Origin of the sequence: Agromyces luteolus, from assembly GCF_009729855.1 — a bacterium.
In the GTDB taxonomy this organism is placed as follows: Bacteria; Actinomycetota; Actinomycetes; order Actinomycetales; family Microbacteriaceae; genus Agromyces; species Agromyces luteolus.
Genome location: NZ_WODA01000019.1, coordinates 13,597 through 32,261, shown reverse-complemented (window position 1 = coordinate 32,261; position 18,665 = coordinate 13,597). Strand labels below are relative to the sequence as shown.

General features: G+C 72.9%; 16 protein-coding genes. 1 reads left to right on the top strand and 15 read right to left on the bottom strand.

From position 1 onward, the window contains the following. Nucleotides 1–58 precede the first annotated feature (58 nt). The 10 genes from pheT to infC all read right to left on the bottom strand — a co-directional run bounded on the left by pheT (nucleotide 59) and on the right by infC (nucleotide 9,331). Complete coding sequence (pheT, locus tag GLX25_RS10145) at nucleotides 59–2,599, bottom strand: phenylalanine--tRNA ligase subunit beta (RefSeq protein WP_155842383.1); 2,541 nt, start codon at nucleotides 2,597–2,599, stop codon at nucleotides 59–61. Between the two features lie 4 nt (nucleotides 2,600–2,603). Then, nucleotides 2,604–3,644 carry a phenylalanine--tRNA ligase subunit alpha gene (gene pheS / locus GLX25_RS10140; RefSeq protein WP_166548694.1) on the bottom strand — a complete coding sequence of 347 codons (1,041 nt, stop codon included), beginning with the start codon at nucleotides 3,642–3,644 and terminating at the stop codon, nucleotides 2,604–2,606. 42 nt (nucleotides 3,645–3,686) lie between these two features. Further along, a complete protein-coding gene (locus GLX25_RS10135) occupies nucleotides 3,687–4,595 on the bottom strand; it encodes an amino acid ABC transporter permease (RefSeq protein ID WP_155842381.1) in 909 nt (302 codons plus the stop codon). Further along, complete coding sequence (locus GLX25_RS10130) at nucleotides 4,592–5,239, bottom strand: amino acid ABC transporter permease (protein ID WP_166548693.1); 648 nt, start codon at nucleotides 5,237–5,239, stop codon at nucleotides 4,592–4,594. The genes GLX25_RS10135 and GLX25_RS10130 overlap by 4 nt, the downstream gene beginning before the upstream one ends. Nucleotides 5,240–5,317: 78 nt before the next feature. Beyond that, entirely contained in the window at nucleotides 5,318–6,193 is an 876-nt protein-coding gene (locus tag GLX25_RS10125) for a glutamate ABC transporter substrate-binding protein (protein WP_155052054.1), read from the bottom strand. A 55-nt stretch (nucleotides 6,194–6,248) separates the two neighbouring features. Further along, nucleotides 6,249–7,034, bottom strand: coding sequence for an amino acid ABC transporter ATP-binding protein (locus tag GLX25_RS10120; RefSeq protein ID WP_155842380.1), 786 nt, complete (start codon nucleotides 7,032–7,034; stop codon nucleotides 6,249–6,251). Between the two features lie 70 nt (nucleotides 7,035–7,104). Next, entirely contained in the window at nucleotides 7,105–7,905 is an 801-nt protein-coding gene (locus GLX25_RS10115) for a TrmH family RNA methyltransferase (RefSeq protein WP_166548692.1), read from the bottom strand. A gap of 139 nt (nucleotides 7,906–8,044) precedes the next feature. Further along, nucleotides 8,045–8,431, bottom strand: coding sequence for a 50S ribosomal protein L20 (rplT, locus tag GLX25_RS10110; RefSeq protein ID WP_129234085.1), 387 nt, complete (start codon nucleotides 8,429–8,431; stop codon nucleotides 8,045–8,047). 32 nt (nucleotides 8,432–8,463) lie between these two features. Continuing rightward, nucleotides 8,464–8,658, bottom strand: a complete 195-nt coding sequence (gene rpmI / locus GLX25_RS10105) for a 50S ribosomal protein L35 (RefSeq protein ID WP_067949205.1) — start codon at nucleotides 8,656–8,658, stop codon at nucleotides 8,464–8,466. A gap of 55 nt (nucleotides 8,659–8,713) precedes the next feature. Next, nucleotides 8,714–9,331 (bottom strand): translation initiation factor IF-3, encoded by a 618-nt coding sequence (gene infC, locus GLX25_RS10100; RefSeq protein ID WP_166548697.1) that lies wholly within the window; start codon nucleotides 9,329–9,331, stop codon nucleotides 8,714–8,716. A gap of 267 nt (nucleotides 9,332–9,598) precedes the next feature. Between infC and GLX25_RS10095 the strand changes: the two genes are divergently transcribed. Further along, nucleotides 9,599–10,018: a DUF1844 domain-containing protein gene (locus GLX25_RS10095; RefSeq protein ID WP_166548691.1), complete on the top strand. Its 420-nt coding sequence runs from the start codon at nucleotides 9,599–9,601 to the stop codon at nucleotides 10,016–10,018. Nucleotides 10,019–10,085: 67 nt separating this feature from the next. Here the strand turns inward: GLX25_RS10095 and GLX25_RS10090 are convergent, their stop codons facing one another. From GLX25_RS10090 to priA, 5 genes are all read right to left on the bottom strand, one after another. Further along, nucleotides 10,086–10,862 carry a DNA-formamidopyrimidine glycosylase family protein gene (locus tag GLX25_RS10090; RefSeq protein WP_155842379.1) on the bottom strand — a complete coding sequence of 259 codons (777 nt, stop codon included), beginning with the start codon at nucleotides 10,860–10,862 and terminating at the stop codon, nucleotides 10,086–10,088. Continuing rightward, nucleotides 10,862–15,502, bottom strand: a complete 4,641-nt coding sequence (locus tag GLX25_RS10085; RefSeq protein WP_155842378.1) for an ATP-dependent helicase — start codon at nucleotides 15,500–15,502, stop codon at nucleotides 10,862–10,864. Before GLX25_RS10085 ends, GLX25_RS10090 begins: the two co-directional genes overlap by 1 nt. A 69-nt stretch (nucleotides 15,503–15,571) precedes the next feature. Beyond that, nucleotides 15,572–16,993, bottom strand: coding sequence for a pyridoxal phosphate-dependent decarboxylase family protein (locus GLX25_RS10080; RefSeq protein WP_155842377.1), 1,422 nt, complete (start codon nucleotides 16,991–16,993; stop codon nucleotides 15,572–15,574). Nucleotides 16,994–17,107: 114 nt separating this feature from the next. Continuing rightward, nucleotides 17,108–17,917, bottom strand: coding sequence for an SseB family protein (locus tag GLX25_RS10075; RefSeq protein ID WP_155842376.1), 810 nt, complete (start codon nucleotides 17,915–17,917; stop codon nucleotides 17,108–17,110). Continuing rightward, nucleotides 17,901–18,647, bottom strand: coding sequence for a bifunctional 1-(5-phosphoribosyl)-5-((5-phosphoribosylamino)methylideneamino)imidazole-4-carboxamide isomerase/phosphoribosylanthranilate isomerase PriA (priA, locus tag GLX25_RS10070; protein ID WP_155842375.1), 747 nt, complete (start codon nucleotides 18,645–18,647; stop codon nucleotides 17,901–17,903). The genes GLX25_RS10075 and priA overlap by 17 nt, the downstream gene beginning before the upstream one ends. Nucleotides 18,648–18,665 lie beyond the last annotated feature (18 nt).

Below are 18,665 nucleotides of genomic sequence, written 5' to 3'. Positions count from 1 at the left end.
CGAGGGCGCCCGCGCCGTGCCCGGCGGGACGCCCTCGACGTCGGGACGACGGATGCCGCTACTCGCGGATCGCCGCCCCGGTGCGCTCGGCCGCGAGCGCCGCGCCGGCCATCTTGGCATCGCTCGCCTCGGCGGCGGTGAGGGTGCGGTCGCCGGCCCGGAAGCGCAGCGCGAACGTCAGGCTCTTCGAGCCCTCCGGCAGCCCCTGCCCGCGGTAGTCGTCGACGAGCTGCAGCTGCTCGAGGAGCTCGCCCGCGCCCTCGCGGACCGCGGCCGCGACGACCGCGGCCGGGACCTCGGCGCCGACGACGAGCGAGAGGTCCTGCGTCGCCGCGGGGAGCGTGCCGATGGGGCGCGCCTCGACCGCGTCGCTCGCGAGCGCGATGATCGCGTCGAGGTCGACCTCGGCGACGGCGACCACGCGCGGGAGGTCGGCCTCGGCGGTGAGCTTCGGGTGCAGCTCGCCCGCGTAGCCGACGAACTGCCCGGCCACGCGCACCTCGGCGGTCCGGCCGGGATGCATCGCCTGGTGCGACCCCTGCGCGAACTCGACCTCGGCCCCGGCGGCGTGTGCGATGCGGCGGACCGCGTCGAGCGCGTCGGCGATGCCCGCGGGCTCCGCGGCCCGGCCGGGCTGCTTGTGCTGCAGGTCACCCGCGAGCAGCACGCCGACGTGACGGGGCTGCGCGGGGATGCCGTCGTTCAGCTCGTCGAGCACCGCCTCGGACGGGCGCTCCCAGCCGATCGGCAGTTCGGCCGTGCCGTACGCGCGACCCGCCTCGGGCAGGAAGACGAGGCCGAGCTCGTACACGTCGAGGTCGGTGAAGCCCCGCGACAGGTTGCGGCGCGCCACCCCGATGAGGCCGGGGATCAACGAGCGGCGCAGGAACGGCACGGTCGCGTCGAGCGCGTTCGCGAGCCTCACGCCCGCGACCGGCGAGCCGTCGGGCGAGCCGTAGACGGCGTTCTCGGCCTCGGACACGAACGGGAACGCGAGCACCTCGGTCGCGCCCGCGGCCGCGAGCGCGTCGGCGACGCCGCGGCGCACGCGCTGCGATCGCGTGAGGCCGCGCCCGGGCGGGGCGACGGGCAGGACCGACGGGATGCGGTCGTAGCCCAGCAGGCGCGCGACCTCCTCCGCGAGATCGACGTTCGCGGTGAGGTCGGGCCGCCACGACGGCGGGACGACATCGAAGCCGCCGTCGACGCGGGTCACTGCGCCGCCGATCTCGGCGAGCGCGTCGTGCACCTCGTCGGCGGTGTACTCGACCCCGATGAGCCCGGTCACGAACCCGTCGGGGAGGCGGATCGCCTCGCGCGCCGGCGCCTCGTGGAGGAGCGAGCCGGTCTCGTCGGCGGTTCCGCCGGCGAGGTCCACGAGCAGCTGCGCGACGCGCGCGGCTGCCGCACCCGCGACCGCGGGGTCGACGCCGCGCTCGAATCGCTTGGACGCCTCGCTCGGCAGCTTGTGCCGCCGCGCGGTGCGCGCGATCGACACGGGGTCGAAGTTCGCGGCCTCGATGAGCACGTTGGTCGTCGCCTCGCCGATCTCGGTCGTGGCGCCGCCCATGACCCCAGCGAGGCCGATCGGCCCGCGGTCGTCGGTGATCAGGAGGTCCTCCGCGTGGAGCGTGCGCACCTTGCCGTCGAGCGTCTCGAGGGTCTCCCCCGCCGTCGCGCGGCGGACGACGATGCCGCCCCGCAGCGCATCGAGGTCGTAGCCGTGGATCGGCTGGCCGAGCTCGAGCATCACGTAGTTCGTGATGTCGACGGGCAGCGAGAGCGAGCGGATGCCGGCGAGCTTCAGCCGCGCGACCATCCATGCCGGCGTGGGCCGGGTCGGGTCGATGCCGCGCACGATGCGCGTCGCGAACACGCTCGCGCCGACGCGGCCCCGGATCGGCGCCTCGTCGCGGACCGCGACGGGGAAGGCGTCCGCCGAGCCTGGATCCATGGGCACCGTCGCCGCCGCGACCTGCGCGGCCGGGTCGCGGTAGACCGCGCCCGTCGCGTGGGCGTACTCGCGGGCGACGCCGCGGATCGAGAACGCGTACCCGCGGTCGGGCGTGACGTTGATCTCGACCGCCGCGTCGTCGAGGCCGAGCAGCGCGATCGCGTCGGTGCCGACGGGCGCGTCGATGCCGAGCGTCGAGAGACGCAGGATGCCGTCGTGGTCCTCGCCGAGCCCGAGCTCCTTGGCCGACGCGATCATGCCGTCCGACACGTGGCCGTAGGTCTTGCGCGCCGCGATCGGGAACGGACCGGGCAGCACGGAGCCGGGCAGGGTCACCACGACCTTGTCTCCGACGAGGAAGTTGCGCGCTCCGCAGACGATGCCGTGCACGGCGTCGCCGCCGTCGGCGGCCGGCTCGCCCTCGGGCGCGACGCGCACCTGGCACCAGCGGATGGTCTTGCCGTTGGACTGCGGCTCCTCGACGAACTCGAGGACCTCGCCGACGACGATCGGACCCTGGAGGTCGAACGTGTGCACGTCCTCCTCCTCGAGCCCCACGCGCACGAGCGCGGCGTGCACGTCGTCGAGTGACGTGCCCGGCGGGAGATCGACGTACTCGGCGAGCCAGCTGAGGGGAACTCGCATGTCTCTAGACCACCATTCCGAACTGCTGGGAGAAGCGGATGTCGCCCTCGGCCATGTCGCGCATGTCCTGGACGTCGTTGCGGAGCATGAGCCCGCGCTCGATGCCCATGCCGAAGGCGAACCCGGTGTGGACCTCCGGGTCGATGCCGGCCGCACGGAGCACGTTCGGGTGCACCATGCCGCAGCCGCCCCACTCGATCCAGCGCGGGCCGTCCTTGAAGGTCGGGTGCCAGAAGTCGAGCTCGGCCGACGGCTCGGTGAACGGGAAGAAGCTCGGGCGCAGGCGAACCTTGGCCTCATCGCCGAAGATCGACTTCACGAAGTGGTCGAGCGTGCCGCGCAGGTGGGCCATCGTGAGACCCTTGTCGACCGCGAGGCCCTCGAACTGCATGAACACGGGCAGGTGCGTTGCATCGAACTCGTCGGTGCGGTACACGCGACCGGGCGCGAGCACGTAGATCGGCACCTCGCGCTCGAGCATCGAGCGCACCTGGACGGGGCTCGTGTGCGTGCGCATGACGAGGTGCGCCTCGGGCGGGTCGACGAAGAACGTGTCCTGCATGGCCCGCGCCGGGTGGTCGGCGTCGAAGTTCAGCGCGTCGAAGTTGAACCACTCGCTCTCGACCTCGGGCCCCTCGGCGATCTCCCAGCCCATGCCGGTGAAGACGTCGCACACCCGGTCCTGCAGCAGCGCGAGCGGATGCCGCGCCCCCGCCGTGAAGCGCGACGGCAGCGCCGTGACGTCGACCGCCTCGGCGGCCAGCTGCGCCTCGGCCTCGGCCTCGAGGATCTCGGCCTCGCGGGCCGCGAACGCCTGGTTCACGCGGCCGCGGGCGCCGCCCACGAGCTTGCCGAGGGCGGCCTTCTGGTCGTTGGGGACGTCGCGGAGCGACGCGTTCAGTCGCGCGAGGGTCGACTTCTCGCCGGTGTGCTCGGCGCGGACGGCCTTGAGCGCGGCGGAGTCGCCCGCGGCGGCGATCGCGGCGAGGGCCGCGTCGACCGCGGCCGCGACGGCCGGTTCGGTGATCTGGAGGGGCTCGGACACGAACAACGAGTCTAGTCGTGGCGCGAGCGCACCCGCGCGCGGCTAGACCGAGCCCTGGCCCATCTGCCGTGCCTCGGCGTTCGCCTTCGCCACGCCCTTCAGCAGCTCCTCGTCCTCCTCGTCGGGGTTCGGCGGCTTCTGCCCGGTCCGGCGGGCCGTGCGCTTCGCGACCCACCGCGCGAACCACGACAGCGCCAGGTTCATCGCGAGGTAGAGCACGAGCGTGACGATGAAGAACGAGAACAGGTAGTAGTTGCCGTAGAAGCTCGCGAGCTGGTTCATGTTGACTCGGAGCAGCTCGACGTAGCCGACGATGTAGCCGAGCGAGGTGTCCTTCAGGAGCACCACCAGCTGGGCGATGATGATCGGCAGCATCTGGCGGAACGCCTGCGGGAACTCGATGAGCATCTTCGACTGCATGGGCCGCATGCCGAGGCTGAGCCCCGCCTCGCGCTGGCCGCGGGGCAGCGACGCGAGGCCGGCGCGCAGGGCCTCGCCGATGAGCGCGCCGTTGTAGAGCGTGAGCGCGGCGACGACCGCCCAGAACGAGCCCGTGTTCAGCACGAGCAGGATGAAGAGCATCATGAGCAGCACGGGCATGCCGCGCACGAACTCGAGCACGATCGCCGTCGGGATGCGGATCCACGCCGTCTGCGCGCTGCGCAGCAGCGAGAAGACGATGCCGAGCGCGACGGCGAACACCGCCGCGGTGAGCGCGGCGCGGAGCGTGCCCCAGACACCCGCCACGAAGATGTAGCGCCAGACCGTCGGGTCGGCGAAGATGTCCCACCGCGACGGGTCGAAGTAGCCGGGCAGCTCGCCGCGTGGGGCGTTCAGGGTGAAGAAGATCCAGGCGAGGCCGCCGAGGATGGCGATCCCGCCCGCGATCGAGGCGATCAGGGAGTTGCGACGGGCCACCGGGCCCGGGGCGTCGAAGAGGACGTTCGTCATCGCTGCACCACCCAACGTCGTTCGAGTCTGGCCGCGAGCAAGCCGAGCGGCACCGTGATGAGCAGGTAGAAGGCGGCGACGCCGAGGAGCACCGGGATCACCTGGTCGCCGCGGGCGTTCGCGACGGTGCGGCCCACGGCGAAGAGCTCGACCACGAAGAAGCCGCCCGCGACGGAGGTGTTCTTCGTGAGCGCGATGAACACGTTGATGAGCGGCGGGATCGTCATCCGGAAGGCCTGCGGGAGCACGATGAGGCCGACGGTCTGGCGGAAGCCGAATCCGACGCTCCGGGCGGCCTCCGCCTGGCCCACCGGGACGCCGTTCACGCCCGAGCGCAGCGCCTCGGCGACGAACGGCGACGTGTACACCGACAGCCCGATGATCGCGCGGGTGACGAAGTCGAGTCGCACGTCGAGCAGGGGCAGGACGAAGATGCAGAAGAACAGGACGAGGGTCAGCGGGGTGTTGCGGACGAATTCCGTGTACACGGTCGCGAACCACCGGAGCGACGGCACCGGCGAGATGCGCATCGCCGCGACCAGGGTGCCGATGACGAGCGCCGCGAGCCCCGAGACCACCAGGAGCAGCAGCGTCGTTCCGAACCCCTGGAGGTAGAGGTCGAGGTTGTCGATGATCGCGTCCACGCGCGTCCTTTCCGTGCGGTCGGGCCTGCGGACCCGGGAGGTCCGGGCGTCGCTCGGACGCCCGGACCTCCGTGGGGATCAGTACCGGTCGACGGCCGGCGGCTCGCGGAACTCGAGCACGGTGCCCGCCGTGGCATCCCACGCCGCCTCGTACGAGCCGTCCTCGTAGGACTGCTCGAGGACGTCGTTGATCCACGAACGGAAGTCGTCGTCGCCGAGCATGACGCCGATGCCGTAGGGCTCCTCGGTGAACGGCTCGCCGACGACCTTGAACTCGCCCGGGTTCTGGTCGACCAGGCCGGCCAGGATCACGTTGTCGGTCGAGACGGCCACGGCCTCGCCCTCGCGGAGGGGCTGGAGGCAGTTGCTGTAGGTATCGGTCTCGATGACGTTCGCGCCGAGGTCCCGGAGGTTCTGCGCGGGAGTCGATCCGGTGACCGAGCAGACGGGCTGCCCGACGAGGTCGTCCTCGCTCGTGATGTCCTCGTTGTCGGCGAGCACGAGGATCGACTGGCCCGCCTCGAAGTACGGCCCGGCGAAGTCGACGACCTCCTTGCGCTCGTCGTTGATCGTGTACGTCGCGACGACGAAGTCGACCTGGCCGTTCTCGATGAACGGCTCCCGGTTCGCCGACACGGTCTCGACCCACTCGATGTCCTCCGGCGCGATGCCGAGCTCGCCGGCGATGATCTTGGCGATCTCGACGTCGAACCCGACGGGCACGCCGTCGGGGCCGACCAGGCCGAAGAGCGGCTGGTCGAACTTGGTGCCGACGGTGACCGTGCCCGCCTCGGCGAGCGCCGCCATCGTCGTGCCCTCCTCGAACTCGGGCGCCTCCTCGACGCTCGGCTCCGCGCCGTCGTCGCCGGGGGTGCCGGCGTCGCCGGCGCAGCCGGCGAACAGGAGCGCGGTCGCGGCCGCTGCGGCGACCAGGGCGATTCTGCTGCGTCTCATGTCGTGCCTCATCTCTCGTGTCGTTCGGGTCCCCGCCGCTCGTGGCAGCGGAGGTCTAGTGCGCGAGGATCTTCGACAGGAAGTCCTTCGCGCGATCGGTCGTGGGGTGGTCGAAGAACTGGGCCGGGACGGCCTCCTCGACGATGGCGCCGTCCGACATGAACAGCACGCGGTCGGCCGCCTTGCGGGCGAAGCCCATCTCGTGGGTGACGACGATCATCGTCATGCCCTCCTCCGCGAGCTCGACCATCACGTCGAGGACCTCGTTGATCATCTCGGGATCGAGGGCGCTCGTCGGCTCGTCCATGAGGATGAGCTTCGGGTTCATCGCGAGCGACCTGGCGATCGCGACGCGCTGCTGCTGGCCGCCGGAGAGCTGCGCCGGCATCTTCTTCGCCTGGTCGGCGACGCCGACGCGCTCGAGGAGCTCCATGGCCTTGGCCTCGGCGTCCTTGCGGGACATCCGCTTGACCCGGATCGGCGCGAGCGTGATGTTCTCGAGGACGGTCTTGTGGGCGAACAGGTTGAACGACTGGAAGACCATGCCGACGTCGGCGCGGAGCTTCGCGAGCGCCGCGCCCTCCTCCGGGAGGACGTCGCCGTCGATCGTGATGGTGCCCGAGTCGATGGTCTCGAGCCGGTTGATCGCGCGGCACAGCGTGGACTTGCCCGAGCCCGAGGGCCCGATGACGACGACGACCTCGCCGCGGTTGACCACCGTGTTGATGTCGTTCAGGACGTGCAGGTCGCCGAAGTACTTGTCGACGTGGTCGATCACGACGAGGGGCTCGCCCCGTCGGACCGAGATGTTCGACGTGCGAGGAGCGGTGTCGGCCGGCATACCCCCCAAACTAGGGCTCGGGGAGGGTCCGCGGCCACCGCCCGGACTGGGGGTTTACCGTTCCGTTACCTCAACTGCGCTGCGCGAATGCGCTCTCGTACAGGCACACGGATGCCGCGGTCGCGAGGTTCATCGACTCGGCGTGCCCGTAGATGGGCACCGTGACGACCCGGTCCGCCAGGGCGAGCTTCTCCTCGGGCAGTCCGCGGGCCTCGTTTCCGAACAGCCAGGCGGTCGGCTGCGCGAGCACGCCGTCGCGACGTGCCTCGAGGAGGTCGTCTCCCTTGACGTCGGCGGCGAGGATCGTGAGGCCGACCTCCCGGGCGCGCGCGAGGACGTCCTCGAGCTCGGCGCCCACAGCGACCGGCAGGTGGAAGATCGACCCGGTCGAGGAGCGGACGACCTTGGGGTTGTAGAGGTCGACGGCGCGGCCCGTGAAGACGACCGCGTCGGCGCCGGCCGCGTCGGCGGCGCGCACGATGGTGCCCGCGTTGCCGGGGTCGCGCACCTCCTCGAGGATCGCGACGAGCTTCGGGTGCGACGCGAACACGTCCTTCACCGCGGTGGGGAACTGGTGGCAGACCGCGACGAAGCCCTGCGGCGTGACCGTGTCGGCCATCGCGTTCAGGACCTCCTCGGTGACGTACTCGACGTCGACGCCCGCGTCGATCGCCGTGTCGCCGATGTCGGAGTACCGCTCGAGTGCGGTCGGCGTCGCGTAGAGCTCCACCACGAGCTGCGGGCGGAACGTGAGCGCCTCGGCGACCGCCTGCGGCCCCTCGAGCAGGAACATGCCCGTCTCGGCGCGTGCGGGCTTCTTCGCGAGCTTGGCGACGGCCCGCACTCGCGGCGACCTCGGGTTCTCCAGCACACGTCCAGCCTAGCGACGGATGCCACGGCGCCGCCGCTCCCTCGCCGCGGCCGTGCTCCGGGCTCGCCGCGGCATCCGCCCGCGGACGACGAACGGCCCGGCACCACGGGGTGCCGGGCCGTTCGGACCGAAGCGGAGACTAGGCCGCGTTCTTCGGAGCGTTGACGTCGCTCGGGAGCGCCTTCTTGGCGGCCTCGACGAGGCCAGCGAAGGTCGCCGGCTCGTTGACCGCGAGGTCGGCGAGGATGCGACGGTCGACCTCGATGCCCGCGAGGCCGAGGCCCTGGATCAGGCGGTTGTACGTGATGCCGTTCTGGCGCGCAGCGGCGTTGATCCGCTGGATCCAGAGGCGACGGAAGTCGCCCTTCTTCTTGCGGCGGTCGTTGTACGAGTAGACGAGCGAGTGGGTGACCTGCTCCTTCGCCTTGCGGTAGAGGCGCGACCGCTGACCGCGGTAGCCCTCTGCGCGCTCGAGGATGACCCGACGCTTCTTGTGCGCGTTGACTGCGCGCTTGACTCTTGCCATGACTGTGTCTCTTCCTTACCGGGTCTCGTCGCTCAGCGACCGAGCAGCTTCTTGATGACCTTGGTGTCGGGCGCCGAGGCGACCTTGTCCTGGTTCAGGCGGCGGGTGCGCACCGAGGACTTGCCCTCGAGGTTGTGGCGCATGCCGGCCTGCTGCTTCTTGATCTTGCCGCTGCCGGTGACCTTGAAGCGCTTCTTGGACCCGGAGTGGGTCTTCTGCTTCGGCATCTCTCGTCTCTCTCCTTGGATCTGCCGCCACCGAGGTGGCGGACGTCGTACTGGCCTAGGCCTCGTCGGCCGCGGCCGTCTGCGACGACTCGCCCGCGGCATCCGCCGCCGGGCGCTGCTTCGCCGCAGCACGCTGTGCATTCGCCTCGGCCTTGGCCTCGGACTTGTTCTTGAGGGGGGCGATGACCATGACCATGTTGCGTCCGTCGATCGTCGGGTTGTGCTCGACGGTGCCGTACTCGGCGACGTCCTCCGCGAAGCGCTGCAGGAGGCGGACGCCCATCTCGGGACGCGACTGCTCGCGTCCGCGGAACAGGATCATGGCCTTGACCTTGTCGCCGGACTTCAGGAAGCCGACGGCGCGCTTCATCTTGGTCTCGTAGTCGTGCTTGTCGATCTTGAGGCGGAACCGAACCTCCTTGAGGATCGTGTTCGCCTGGTTGCGCCGGGCTTCCTTCGCCTTCTGCGCAGCCTCGTACTTGTACTTGCCGTAGTCCATGATCTTGACGACCGGCGGACGGGAGTTCGGCGCGACCTCGACGAGATCGAGGTCGGCCTCCTGCGCGAGCCGCAGTGCCACCTCGATCTTCACGACGCCGACCTGCTCTCCCCCGGGGCCCACGAGGCGGACCTCGGGAACGCGGATACGGTCATTGGTACGCGGATCGCTGATGCGAGTCTCCTCTACTCGAACTGGTTTCCAGCCCTTCGGGAGACGGATGCCGCCCGAAGACGAGAGCGGAAATCCACGCGATGACGCCCCGCGGATTCCCACCGCGGGCTCATGCGGCACCCTTGCTCCTCCCCCGCGTGAGCGGGGAAGGGGAGTGCGAACGACCCGGTAACCTTGTTGAAGCGGTATGCGCGGGTGGGAGTCTCTCCACTTTCGTACCGGGGACTGGCCCCGGAGCCCGCAGTAGTCTAGCAGAGGAATCCCCCGGTGAGCGACACTTCGCCCGAGTCCACGCGTGCGCCCGAGCACGACCGCCCCGAGACGCCTGCGCCGGCCGGCGTCGATCCGGGTGCGGCCGACGCGGTCGCCGACGCCACGCGCGACATCGCCGAGGTGCCCGCGGTCGAGGTCATCACGACGGCGGCCGTGCACCTCATGAGCGCCGCCGCGGTCAAGGTCGGCCTCGCCGACGACCCCGAGTCGCAGACCGACCTCGACGAGGCGCGCAAGCTCATCAACGCGCTCGCGGGCCTCATCACGGCGGGTGCGCCCGAGATCAGCGACATGCACGCGCGATCGCTGCGCGACGGCCTCCGCTCGCTGCAGCTGGCGTTCCGCGAGGCGTCGACGATCCCCGACGAACTCGGCAAGGGTCCCGGCGAGAAGTGGACCGGACCGGTCTCCTAGGTCTCGATACGCGCGCTTCGCGTGCTGCTCGACCACGGGCCGCGATTCGCCCCGCCCCGTCTCCGGCTCACCGCTGGCAGTGCGGGCACCAGTACGTCTCGCGGAGTTCGAGGTCGTTGCGGCCGAACCGGCCGTGCTCGATGCGCGTGCCGCAGCGTCGGCACGGCTCGCCCGCGCGCGCGTAGACCCAGAGCCGCCGGCCCGGCCGCGTGTCGCCCGTCGTGGTGCGTTCGAGGCGGTCGCGGTTGGCATGGATGACCCGGCGCGCGAGGTCGACCGTCGGCGCGAGGTCGACCTCGCCGATCGGTCGGTCGGGGCGGATGCCGCGCAGGAAGCACACCTCGTTGACGAGGACGTTGCCGAGGCCGGCGAGCTTCCGCTGGTCGGCGAGCGCGACGACCGCCGGCACGTCCGGTTCGGCGGCGAGACGCCGCATCGCCTCCATGGCATCCCAGTCGGGCCCGAGCAGGTCGGGCCCGAGGTGGCCGAGCCGGTCGGCCTCCTCGACGGCCGGGAACACCTCGACGAGTCCGAGGTCGAAGCCGACGGCCGTGGCATCCGTCGTCTCGATGATCGCGCGGGCGCGGTGCGCGGGCCGCGGCCAGCGTCGGCCCGGCGGGATGACGCGCCACTCGCCCTCCATCTTGAGGTGCGTGTGCAGCACCACGTCGCCGATGCGCATGAGCAGGTGCTTGCCGCGGCTGCCGACCGAGTGGATCGTCTCGCCGGCGAGGTCGACCGTCGCGTAGGCGGGGACCCGGAGGTCGCTCCGGAGGACGGTGCGCCCCGCGAGCACGTCGTCGAGCCGGCGGGCCGCTCGGAAGACGGTGTCGCCCTCGGGCATCAGCCCCTCGCCTCGAATCGGAGGCCCTGCGGCGTCTCGCGGAATCCCACGCCGCGGAGCGGCGCGTCGAGCACCGACCCGAACACGCCCGCGCCGTTCACGGTCTCGACGCGGAACCGCGCCCCGCGAGCCCGTGCGAGCGCCTCGGCGAGCGCGGTCGCTCCCTGCACGAGCACGGCGTCGTCGTCGGTGAAGACGAGCGCGGTGCGTCCGCCGCGCTCGAGGTAGAACGCGGCCTCGCCGTCGACGATCGCGACGACGGCGCCGGCCTTGCGGGCGGGACGGTGCGTGAGCTCGACGGTCGGTTCGGGCCAGTCGAGGGCCGCGCCGAACGGGTTCGCGGGGTCGGTCGCGGCGAGGGCGACGGCGGCGCCCTGCGGCGCCTGCCGCAGCCGGTCGACGGCCGCGCTCGTCGCGAACTGCGCGCCGCCCTGGCCGTCGACGAAGTACCCGCGTCGCACGCGACCGGTCTCCTCGAACCCGGCGAGCGTGCGGTACGCGAGTGCGAACCCGCCGAGGTGGTCCTCGGCCACGACCGAGCCGCGCGTGACGACGCCGTAGCGTTCGAGCAGGGTCTCGCCGAGGGCGTGCGCGCGCGGCGTGGCGGCGTCGCTCGGCACCGGCAGCACCGACCACCGCCCGGCGGCGCGCGGCGGAGCCGAGCGCGGCGAGCGCGCGCCCTCCGCTGCGGCGGCCGCCTGCGCGAGCGCACGACGCGAGACGGCGCGTCCGCGGATGCGCGCCCGCGGCGTCGTCGAGCGCGTCTTGTGCGCGCCGCCGCCCGTGAGGAGGCCGCGGACCGGCGCGAACGTGTCGTTCGTGACGAGCCCGGCCCACGCGAGCCGCCAGAGCGCGTCGAGGACCGGTGCGTCCTCGGTGGCGCCGACCGCCTCGGCGAGCTGGCGGAAGAAGTACGCCCCACCGCCGCCGAGCACGGCGAGCAGCTCGGTCTCGATCGCGTCGAGCGGCTGGTCGACGGGGGCCTGCATCGTGAGCTTCGCGGTGTCGGCGAGGTGCAGGCCGACCCAGCCGTCGTCGCCGGCCAGGGCGCCCTGGCCGACCCACAGCACCTCGCCGCTCGCGGTGAGCTCGTCGAGGAACTCCGGCCGGTAGTCGCCGACCCGGGCGGGGAGCACGAGCGACTCCCACGCCGACGCCGGGATCCGCACGCCCTCGAGCTGTTCGATCACCGCCGCGACGCCGTCGACCCCGCGGAGGCGCCCGCCGACGTGCTGCCAGTCGGGCAGGAACCGGCCGAACTCGCGCGGCGCGACCGGCTCGACCTCCTCGCGCAGCGCGGCGAGCGAGCGGCGACGGAGCCGGCGCAGCACCTCGGCGTCGCACCACTCGGCGCCGCTGCCGTGGGGAAGGAACGCGCCCTCGACGAGTCGACGCTCGCCCGCGAGCCGCGCGAGGGCGGTGTGCGCGATCGCGCCGCCGATGCCGAACCGCTCGGCGACCGCGGTCGTCGTGAACGGGCCGTGGGTCCGGGCGTAGCGGCTCACGAGGTCGCCGAGCGGGTCGCGCACGGCCTCGCCGAACGCGTCGGGCAGGCCGGGCGGGATCGGCACGCCGAGTGCGTCCCTGAGTCGGCTGAGGTCCTCGACGGCGGCGACCCATCCGGTTCCCGCGAACCGCACGCGGGCGGCGCGGCGCGCGGCGACGAGCGCGGTGACGGATGCCGCGGCATCCGTCGACTCGTCGACCCGCTCGGAGATCTCGGCGTCGGTGAGCGGTCCGAGCTCGCGGAGCAGGTCGGCGACGCCCTCCTCGCCACGGGCGAGGCGATCGGGGTGGCGACGCTGGAGCATCCGCTCGGTCTCCTCGACCACGACCGGGTCGAGGAGCTCGCGGAGCTCGACCGTGCCGAGCAGCTCCGCGAGGAGGCCGGGGTCGAGCGAGAGCGCGGCCGCGCGCCGCTCGGCGAGCGGGGCGTCGCCCTCGTACATGAACGCGCCCACGTAGCCGAAGAGCAGGCTCGCGGCGAACGGGCTCGCGGTCTCGGTCGCGACGTCGACGAACCGGACCCGCCGGCCCCGGATGCGCTCGGCGAGCGCCGTGAGCGCTGGCAGGTCGTAGACGTCCTGCAGGCACTCGCGCACGGCCTCGAGCACGACGGGGAAGTCGGGGTAGTCGCGTGCGACCTCGAGCAGCTGCGACGCCTTCTGGCGCTGCTGCCACAGCGGCGAGCGCCGGCCCGGGTTCTGCCGCGGCAGGAGGAGGGCGCGCGCGGCGCACTCGCGGAAGCGCGACGCGAAGAGCGCCGAGTCGCCGACGCGCTCGGTGGCGAGCTGGGCGAGCTCCTCCGGGTCGAACTCGAAGAGCTCGCTGCCGGGCGGCTCGTCGGCGGTGTCGGGAATCCGCAGCACGATGCCGTCGTCGCTCGCGACGGCGTGCGCCTCGACACCGAGGCGCTCCATCACGCGCGCGTCGACCGCGAGTGCCCACGGCGCGTGCACGCGCATGCCGTAGGGCGAGTGCAGCACGATCCGCCAGTCCCCCAGCTCGTCGCGGAACCGCTCGACGACGAGGTGCTCGGCGTCGGGCACGATGCGCGTCGCCTCGCGCTGGTCGGCGATGAAGCGCACGAGGTTCGCGCCGGCGCGCTCGTCGAGGCCGGCCGCCGCGGTCCGGGCGAGCGCGGTCGGTTCGTCGGCCGCCGCGAGCTCGCCGATGAACGCCCCGATCGCCGCACCGAGCTCCGCGGGGCGCCCGATGCCGTCGCCCTTCCAGAACGGCAGGCGACCGGGCTCGCCGAACGCGGGCGAGACGAGCACGCGGTCGTGCGTGATCTCCTGGATGCGCCAACTCGTCGCCCCCAGCGCGAAGACGTCGCCCACGCGAGACTCGTAGACCATCTCCTCGTCGAGTTCCCCGACCCGCCGGCCCGGACCGGCGTCGCCGATCATGAACACGCCGAACAGCCCGCGGTCGGGGATCGTGCCGCCGCTCGTGACCGCGAGGCGCTGCGCGCCCCGTCGGCCCGTGATCGTGCCGGCGTCGCGGTCCCAGACGATGCGCGGTCGCAGCTCGCCGAACCGGTCCGACGGGTAGCGACCCGAGAGCAGGTCGAGGGTCGCGTCGAACGCCGAGCGCGGGAGCGAGCCGAACGGCGCCGCGCGCCGGACGACGTCGAACCAGTGCTCGACCTCCCACTCGTCGATCGCCGCGGCCGCGACGGTCTGCTGCGCGAGCACGTCGAGCGGGTTCGCGGGGATGCGCATGGGCTCGATCGCGCCCTCGACCATGCGCTCGGCGACGACCGCGGAATGCAGCAGGTCGGCGCGGTGCTTCGGGAACAGCACGCCCTTCGAGACCTCGCCGACCTGGTGGCCCGCGCGGCCGATGCGCTGCAGGCCGCTCGCGACCGACGGCGGCGACTCGACCTGCATGACGAGGTCGACCGCGCCCATGTCGATGCCGAGCTCGAGGCTCGAGGTCGCGACCACGCACTTCAGGCGCCCGCCCTTGAGGTCGGCCTCGACGAGCGCGCGCTCCTCCTTGCTGACCGAGCCGTGGTGCGACCGCGCGATGATGGGCTCGGCTCCGCCCGTGATGCCCGATGCGCCGGGCAGTTCGGCGGGCGGTCGGCGCCCGGCGGTCGCGACCGGCGGGGTGCGCACGACGACGGATGCCTCGGCCGGCAGCTCGGCGCCGGCGCCGACGGCGGCGACCTCCGCCACCGGCGCGTCCGCGTCGGCGCCGTCGTCGTCGGGCGCCGTGCGCTCGGCCCAGAGCTCGTTCAGCCGGGCCGTCAGGCGTTCGGCGAGACGGCGCGAGTTCGCGAACACGATGGTGGATCGGTGCGCGAGCACCTGGTCGAGGATCGCCTCCTCGACGTGCGGCCACACCGACCCGCCCGCCTCGCCCGACAGGTCGCCGAGGTCGTCGACCGGGACCGTGACCCGCAGGTCGAACCGCTTGCCCGACGGCGGGGCCACGATCGAGACCGGACGCGTGCCGGCGAGGAACCGCGCCACCTCTTCATGGGGCCGCACCGTCGCGGACAGCCCGATGCGCTGGACGGGCCGCGCCACGAGCTCGTCGAGCCGTTCGAGGGAGAGCGCGAGGTGGGCGCCGCGCTTGGTGCCGGCGAGCGCGTGGATCTCGTCGACGATGACGGTCTCGACGCCGGCGAGGGTCTCGCGCGCCTGCGAGGTGAGCATCAGGAACAGGGATTCGGGCGTCGTGATGAGGATGTCCGGCGGGCGCTTCACGAGCGCGCGCCGGTCGGTCGGCGACGTGTCGCCCGAGCGGACGCCGACCGTGACCTCGGGCACGTCGACGCCGAGGGCCGCGGCCGTGCGCGCGATGCCGACGAGCGGGGCCCGAAGGTTGCGCTCGACGTCGACGCCGAGGGCCTTGAGCGGCGAGAGGTAGACGACGCGCGTGGAGCGCGCCGCGCCATCCGTCACCTCGCCCGTCGCGCCGTCTACGGCCGGCCCCTCGTGGTGCAGCCGGTCGATCGCCGACAGGAACGCGGCGAGCGTCTTGCCGGAGCCGGTGGGCGCCACGACGAGCGCGTGATCGCCCCCGGCGATCGCGCGCCACGCCGCCTCCTGCACGGGCGTCGGCTCGTGGAAGGACTCGGTGAACCACGCCCGCGTCGCGGGCGCGAAGGAGTCGAGCGCCCCGGTCATCCCTCCATTCAAGCGGATGCCACCGACACCGTCGCCGCGACGACGACGTGCCGCCGGAGCGCGGCCGTCCTACGCACCCGCCCGCAGCTCGCCGAACACGCGCCCGACGGCCGCGACCGTGCGGCGCGCCTGCGCGGCATCCGTGCCCCAATTGCTCACGGAGAAGCGGACGACCGCGCGATCATGCCAGCGCGAGGTCATCGCGAGCACCTCGCCGTCGTCCCAGAGCGCCGTGCTCAGCGCCTCGGTCGCCGCGTCGTCCTCGAGCGCGATGCAGACCTGGGTGAACACGACCTCGTTCAGCACCTCGACCCCGGGCAGCTCCGCCAGCCCCTCGGCGATGATCCTCGCCGACCCCGCGAGCCGGTCGATGAGCTCCGCGACGCCCTCGCGCCCGAGGTGCCGCAGCACCGCCCAGGTCGGGATGCCGCGCGCCCGCCGTGACAGTTCGGCGACCTTCTCGTGCGGGTCCGCGCCGACGTCCGTCGCCTGGAGGTAGCTCGCGTGCATGCTGAGCGCGCGGCGCAGCGCCGCCGAGTCGCGCACCATGGCGATGCCGCAGTCGTAGGGCACGCTCAGCGTCTTGTGCGCGTCGGTCGACCACGAGTCGGCGTCGCCGAGGCCGACCGTCAGGTGCCTGAGGCGCGGGGATGCCGCGGCCCACAGTCCGAACGCGCCGTCGACGTGCACCCACGCGCCCTCCTCGTGCGCGATCCGGCACGCGTCGGCGAACGGGTCGAAGGCGCCCGAGTGGATGTTCCCGGCCTGGAGGGCCACGATCGCCGGGCCCTCGCCGCTCGCGAGCTCCTCGGCGAGCGCGTCGGAGCGGATGCGGCCCTGGTCGTCGCACGCGACGACCGCCGGTGCGCCGAGGCCGAGGTACCGCGCGGCGAGGTCCATGGTGCCGTGGCGTTCGGCTCCGGCGATCCAGCGGATGCGCGGGGCGCCGCCGAGCCCCTGCTCCTCGACGTCCCAGCCGACGCGGCGGAGGACCTCGTCCCTCGCCGCGGCGAGGCAGGCGAACTGCGCGGTCGTCGCCCCCGTCGCGAAGCCCACGTCGCTCCCGGCCGGGAGGCCGAGCAGGTCGAGGAGCCACGAGGACGCGATCTCCTCCGCGGCGACCGCGCCGGGCGTGATCGTCCGGAGCCCGGAGTTCTGGTCCCACGCCGAGACCAGCCAGTCCGCGGCGAGCGCCACGGGCTGCGTGCCGCCGATCACCCAGCCGAAGAAGCGGGGCGACCCGATGGCGATCAGGCCGGGCTCCGCGCCCTCGACGAGCCGGTCGATGACGGCGGCGGCCGGCTCGCCGCGCTCGGGCAGGTCGCGTCCGAGCGCGTCCATCACCTCCTCGATCCCCGCCTGCGGCGGGATCGGGCGCTCGGGAAGGGTCTCGAGCCACGCCGCGGCGTGCCGATGGGCGAGGCCCAGCAGGTCGTCGTCGAGCGGTCGGAGGTCGGGAGCCGGAGCCGTTCGTGCGGGTGCGTCGGACATGATTCCACCTGGACTTCCGCGCGTCGTCGCGCAGTCCCGATCCTGCTCCCCGGCGCGGGCGCGGTCAACGATCGACCCCGCACGGCGGGCCGGGGGCGCCCCGGACTCGAGCGATCAGGCCACGGGCCCGGAGGCGCCCGCGCCGCCCCCGTCGCCCGCGATGAGCTTCACCGCGAGCGAATCGACGCCCGTCGCGATCGCGTCGTCGGCGGCCCAGCGTCGTGCGAGGCGTGCGGTCGTCGCGTCGAGTTCGGTCCGAGTGAGGCCGGCGACGAGACGCAGCCGCACCACGAGCTCGGGACCGCGGAGTCGCGCATCCGGGTCGCCCGACACGAGGTCGACGCCGAGCACCGCGAGCTCGCCCCCGATCGACCGCTCGAACGCCTCGAGCACCGCCGGCGACTCGGCGGGCGGATGCCACGGCTGCTGCTGCGCGACGGCCCAGACCGCCGGGCGTCGCAGCACGAACTCGGTCGGCGAGCCGGGGTCGAGCACGACGAGCTCGGTGCCGTCATCGGCGGCCGCGAGCGCGACGCGCACGCCGTCGGCGGGCACGGGACGCGCGACCGGGTTCCACCCGGCCATCGCCTCGACCGAGCCGAAGACGGGCAGCACGCGTCGTCCGTCCGGCCCCTCGACCGTGACGATCGAGAGCTCCTGGCTCTTGTCGACGGCGTGCCCGTGCGCTCCGACCTCGGTCCCGCCGTCGCCGAGCTCCGCGAGCAGCGGGATCAGCAGGCGCGCCACACCGAATGCGGCGACGACGTCGGCCTGCCCGCCCTCTCCGGAACGGAAGCGCGCGAGCGCCGCACCGAGCGCCTCCGGCATCCGCCCGTCGTCGGACGCGTGCGGATTCGACTCGAACGACCGGCCCGCCCACGGGCGCCCGGCGGAGTCGGCCGCCGGGTCAGTGGGACGCGACATCCAGTGCCTCGGGCAGCGTGAACGCACCCGCGTAGAGGGCCTTGCCGATGATCGTGCCCTCGAGGCCCTGGGGCACGAGCTGGCGCAGCGCCGCGATGTCGTCGAGGCTCGACACGCCGCCCGATGCGATGACGGGGCGGCGCGTGCGCTCCATGATCTGCTGCAGCAGGTCGACGTTCGGCCCCTGCAGCGTGCCGTCCTTCGTGACGTCCGTCACGACGTAGCGGGCCGCTCCGGCGTCCTCGAGGCGGTCCATGACCTGCCAGAGGTCGCCGCCGTCCTTGGTCCAGCCGCGAGCGGCGAGCGTCGTGCCGCGGACGTCGAGGCCGATCGCGATCGCCTCGCCGTACTGGGCGATGACGGATGCCGCCCACTCCGGGTTCTCGAGCGCCGCCGTGCCGAGGTTGATGCGCTTCGCGCCGATCTCGAGCGCGTTCTCGAGCGAGCGGTCGTCGCGGATGCCGCCGGAGAGCTCGACGTTCACGCCGCGCACCTGGCGGATGACCTTCTTCAGGATCCCGGCGTTCGACCCGCGGCCGAAGGCGGCGTCCAGGTCGACCAGGTGGATCCACTCGGCGCCCTGGTCGGCCCAGTCGGCGGCCGCGTCGACGGGGTCGCCGTAGTTCGTCTCGGTGCCCGCCTCGCCCTGCGTCAGGCGGACCGCCTTGCCTCCCGCCACGTCCACCGCCGGAAGCAGCACCAGGCGGGGGGTCTTGCTGAACTCACTCATCACTGTCCTCGAATCGGA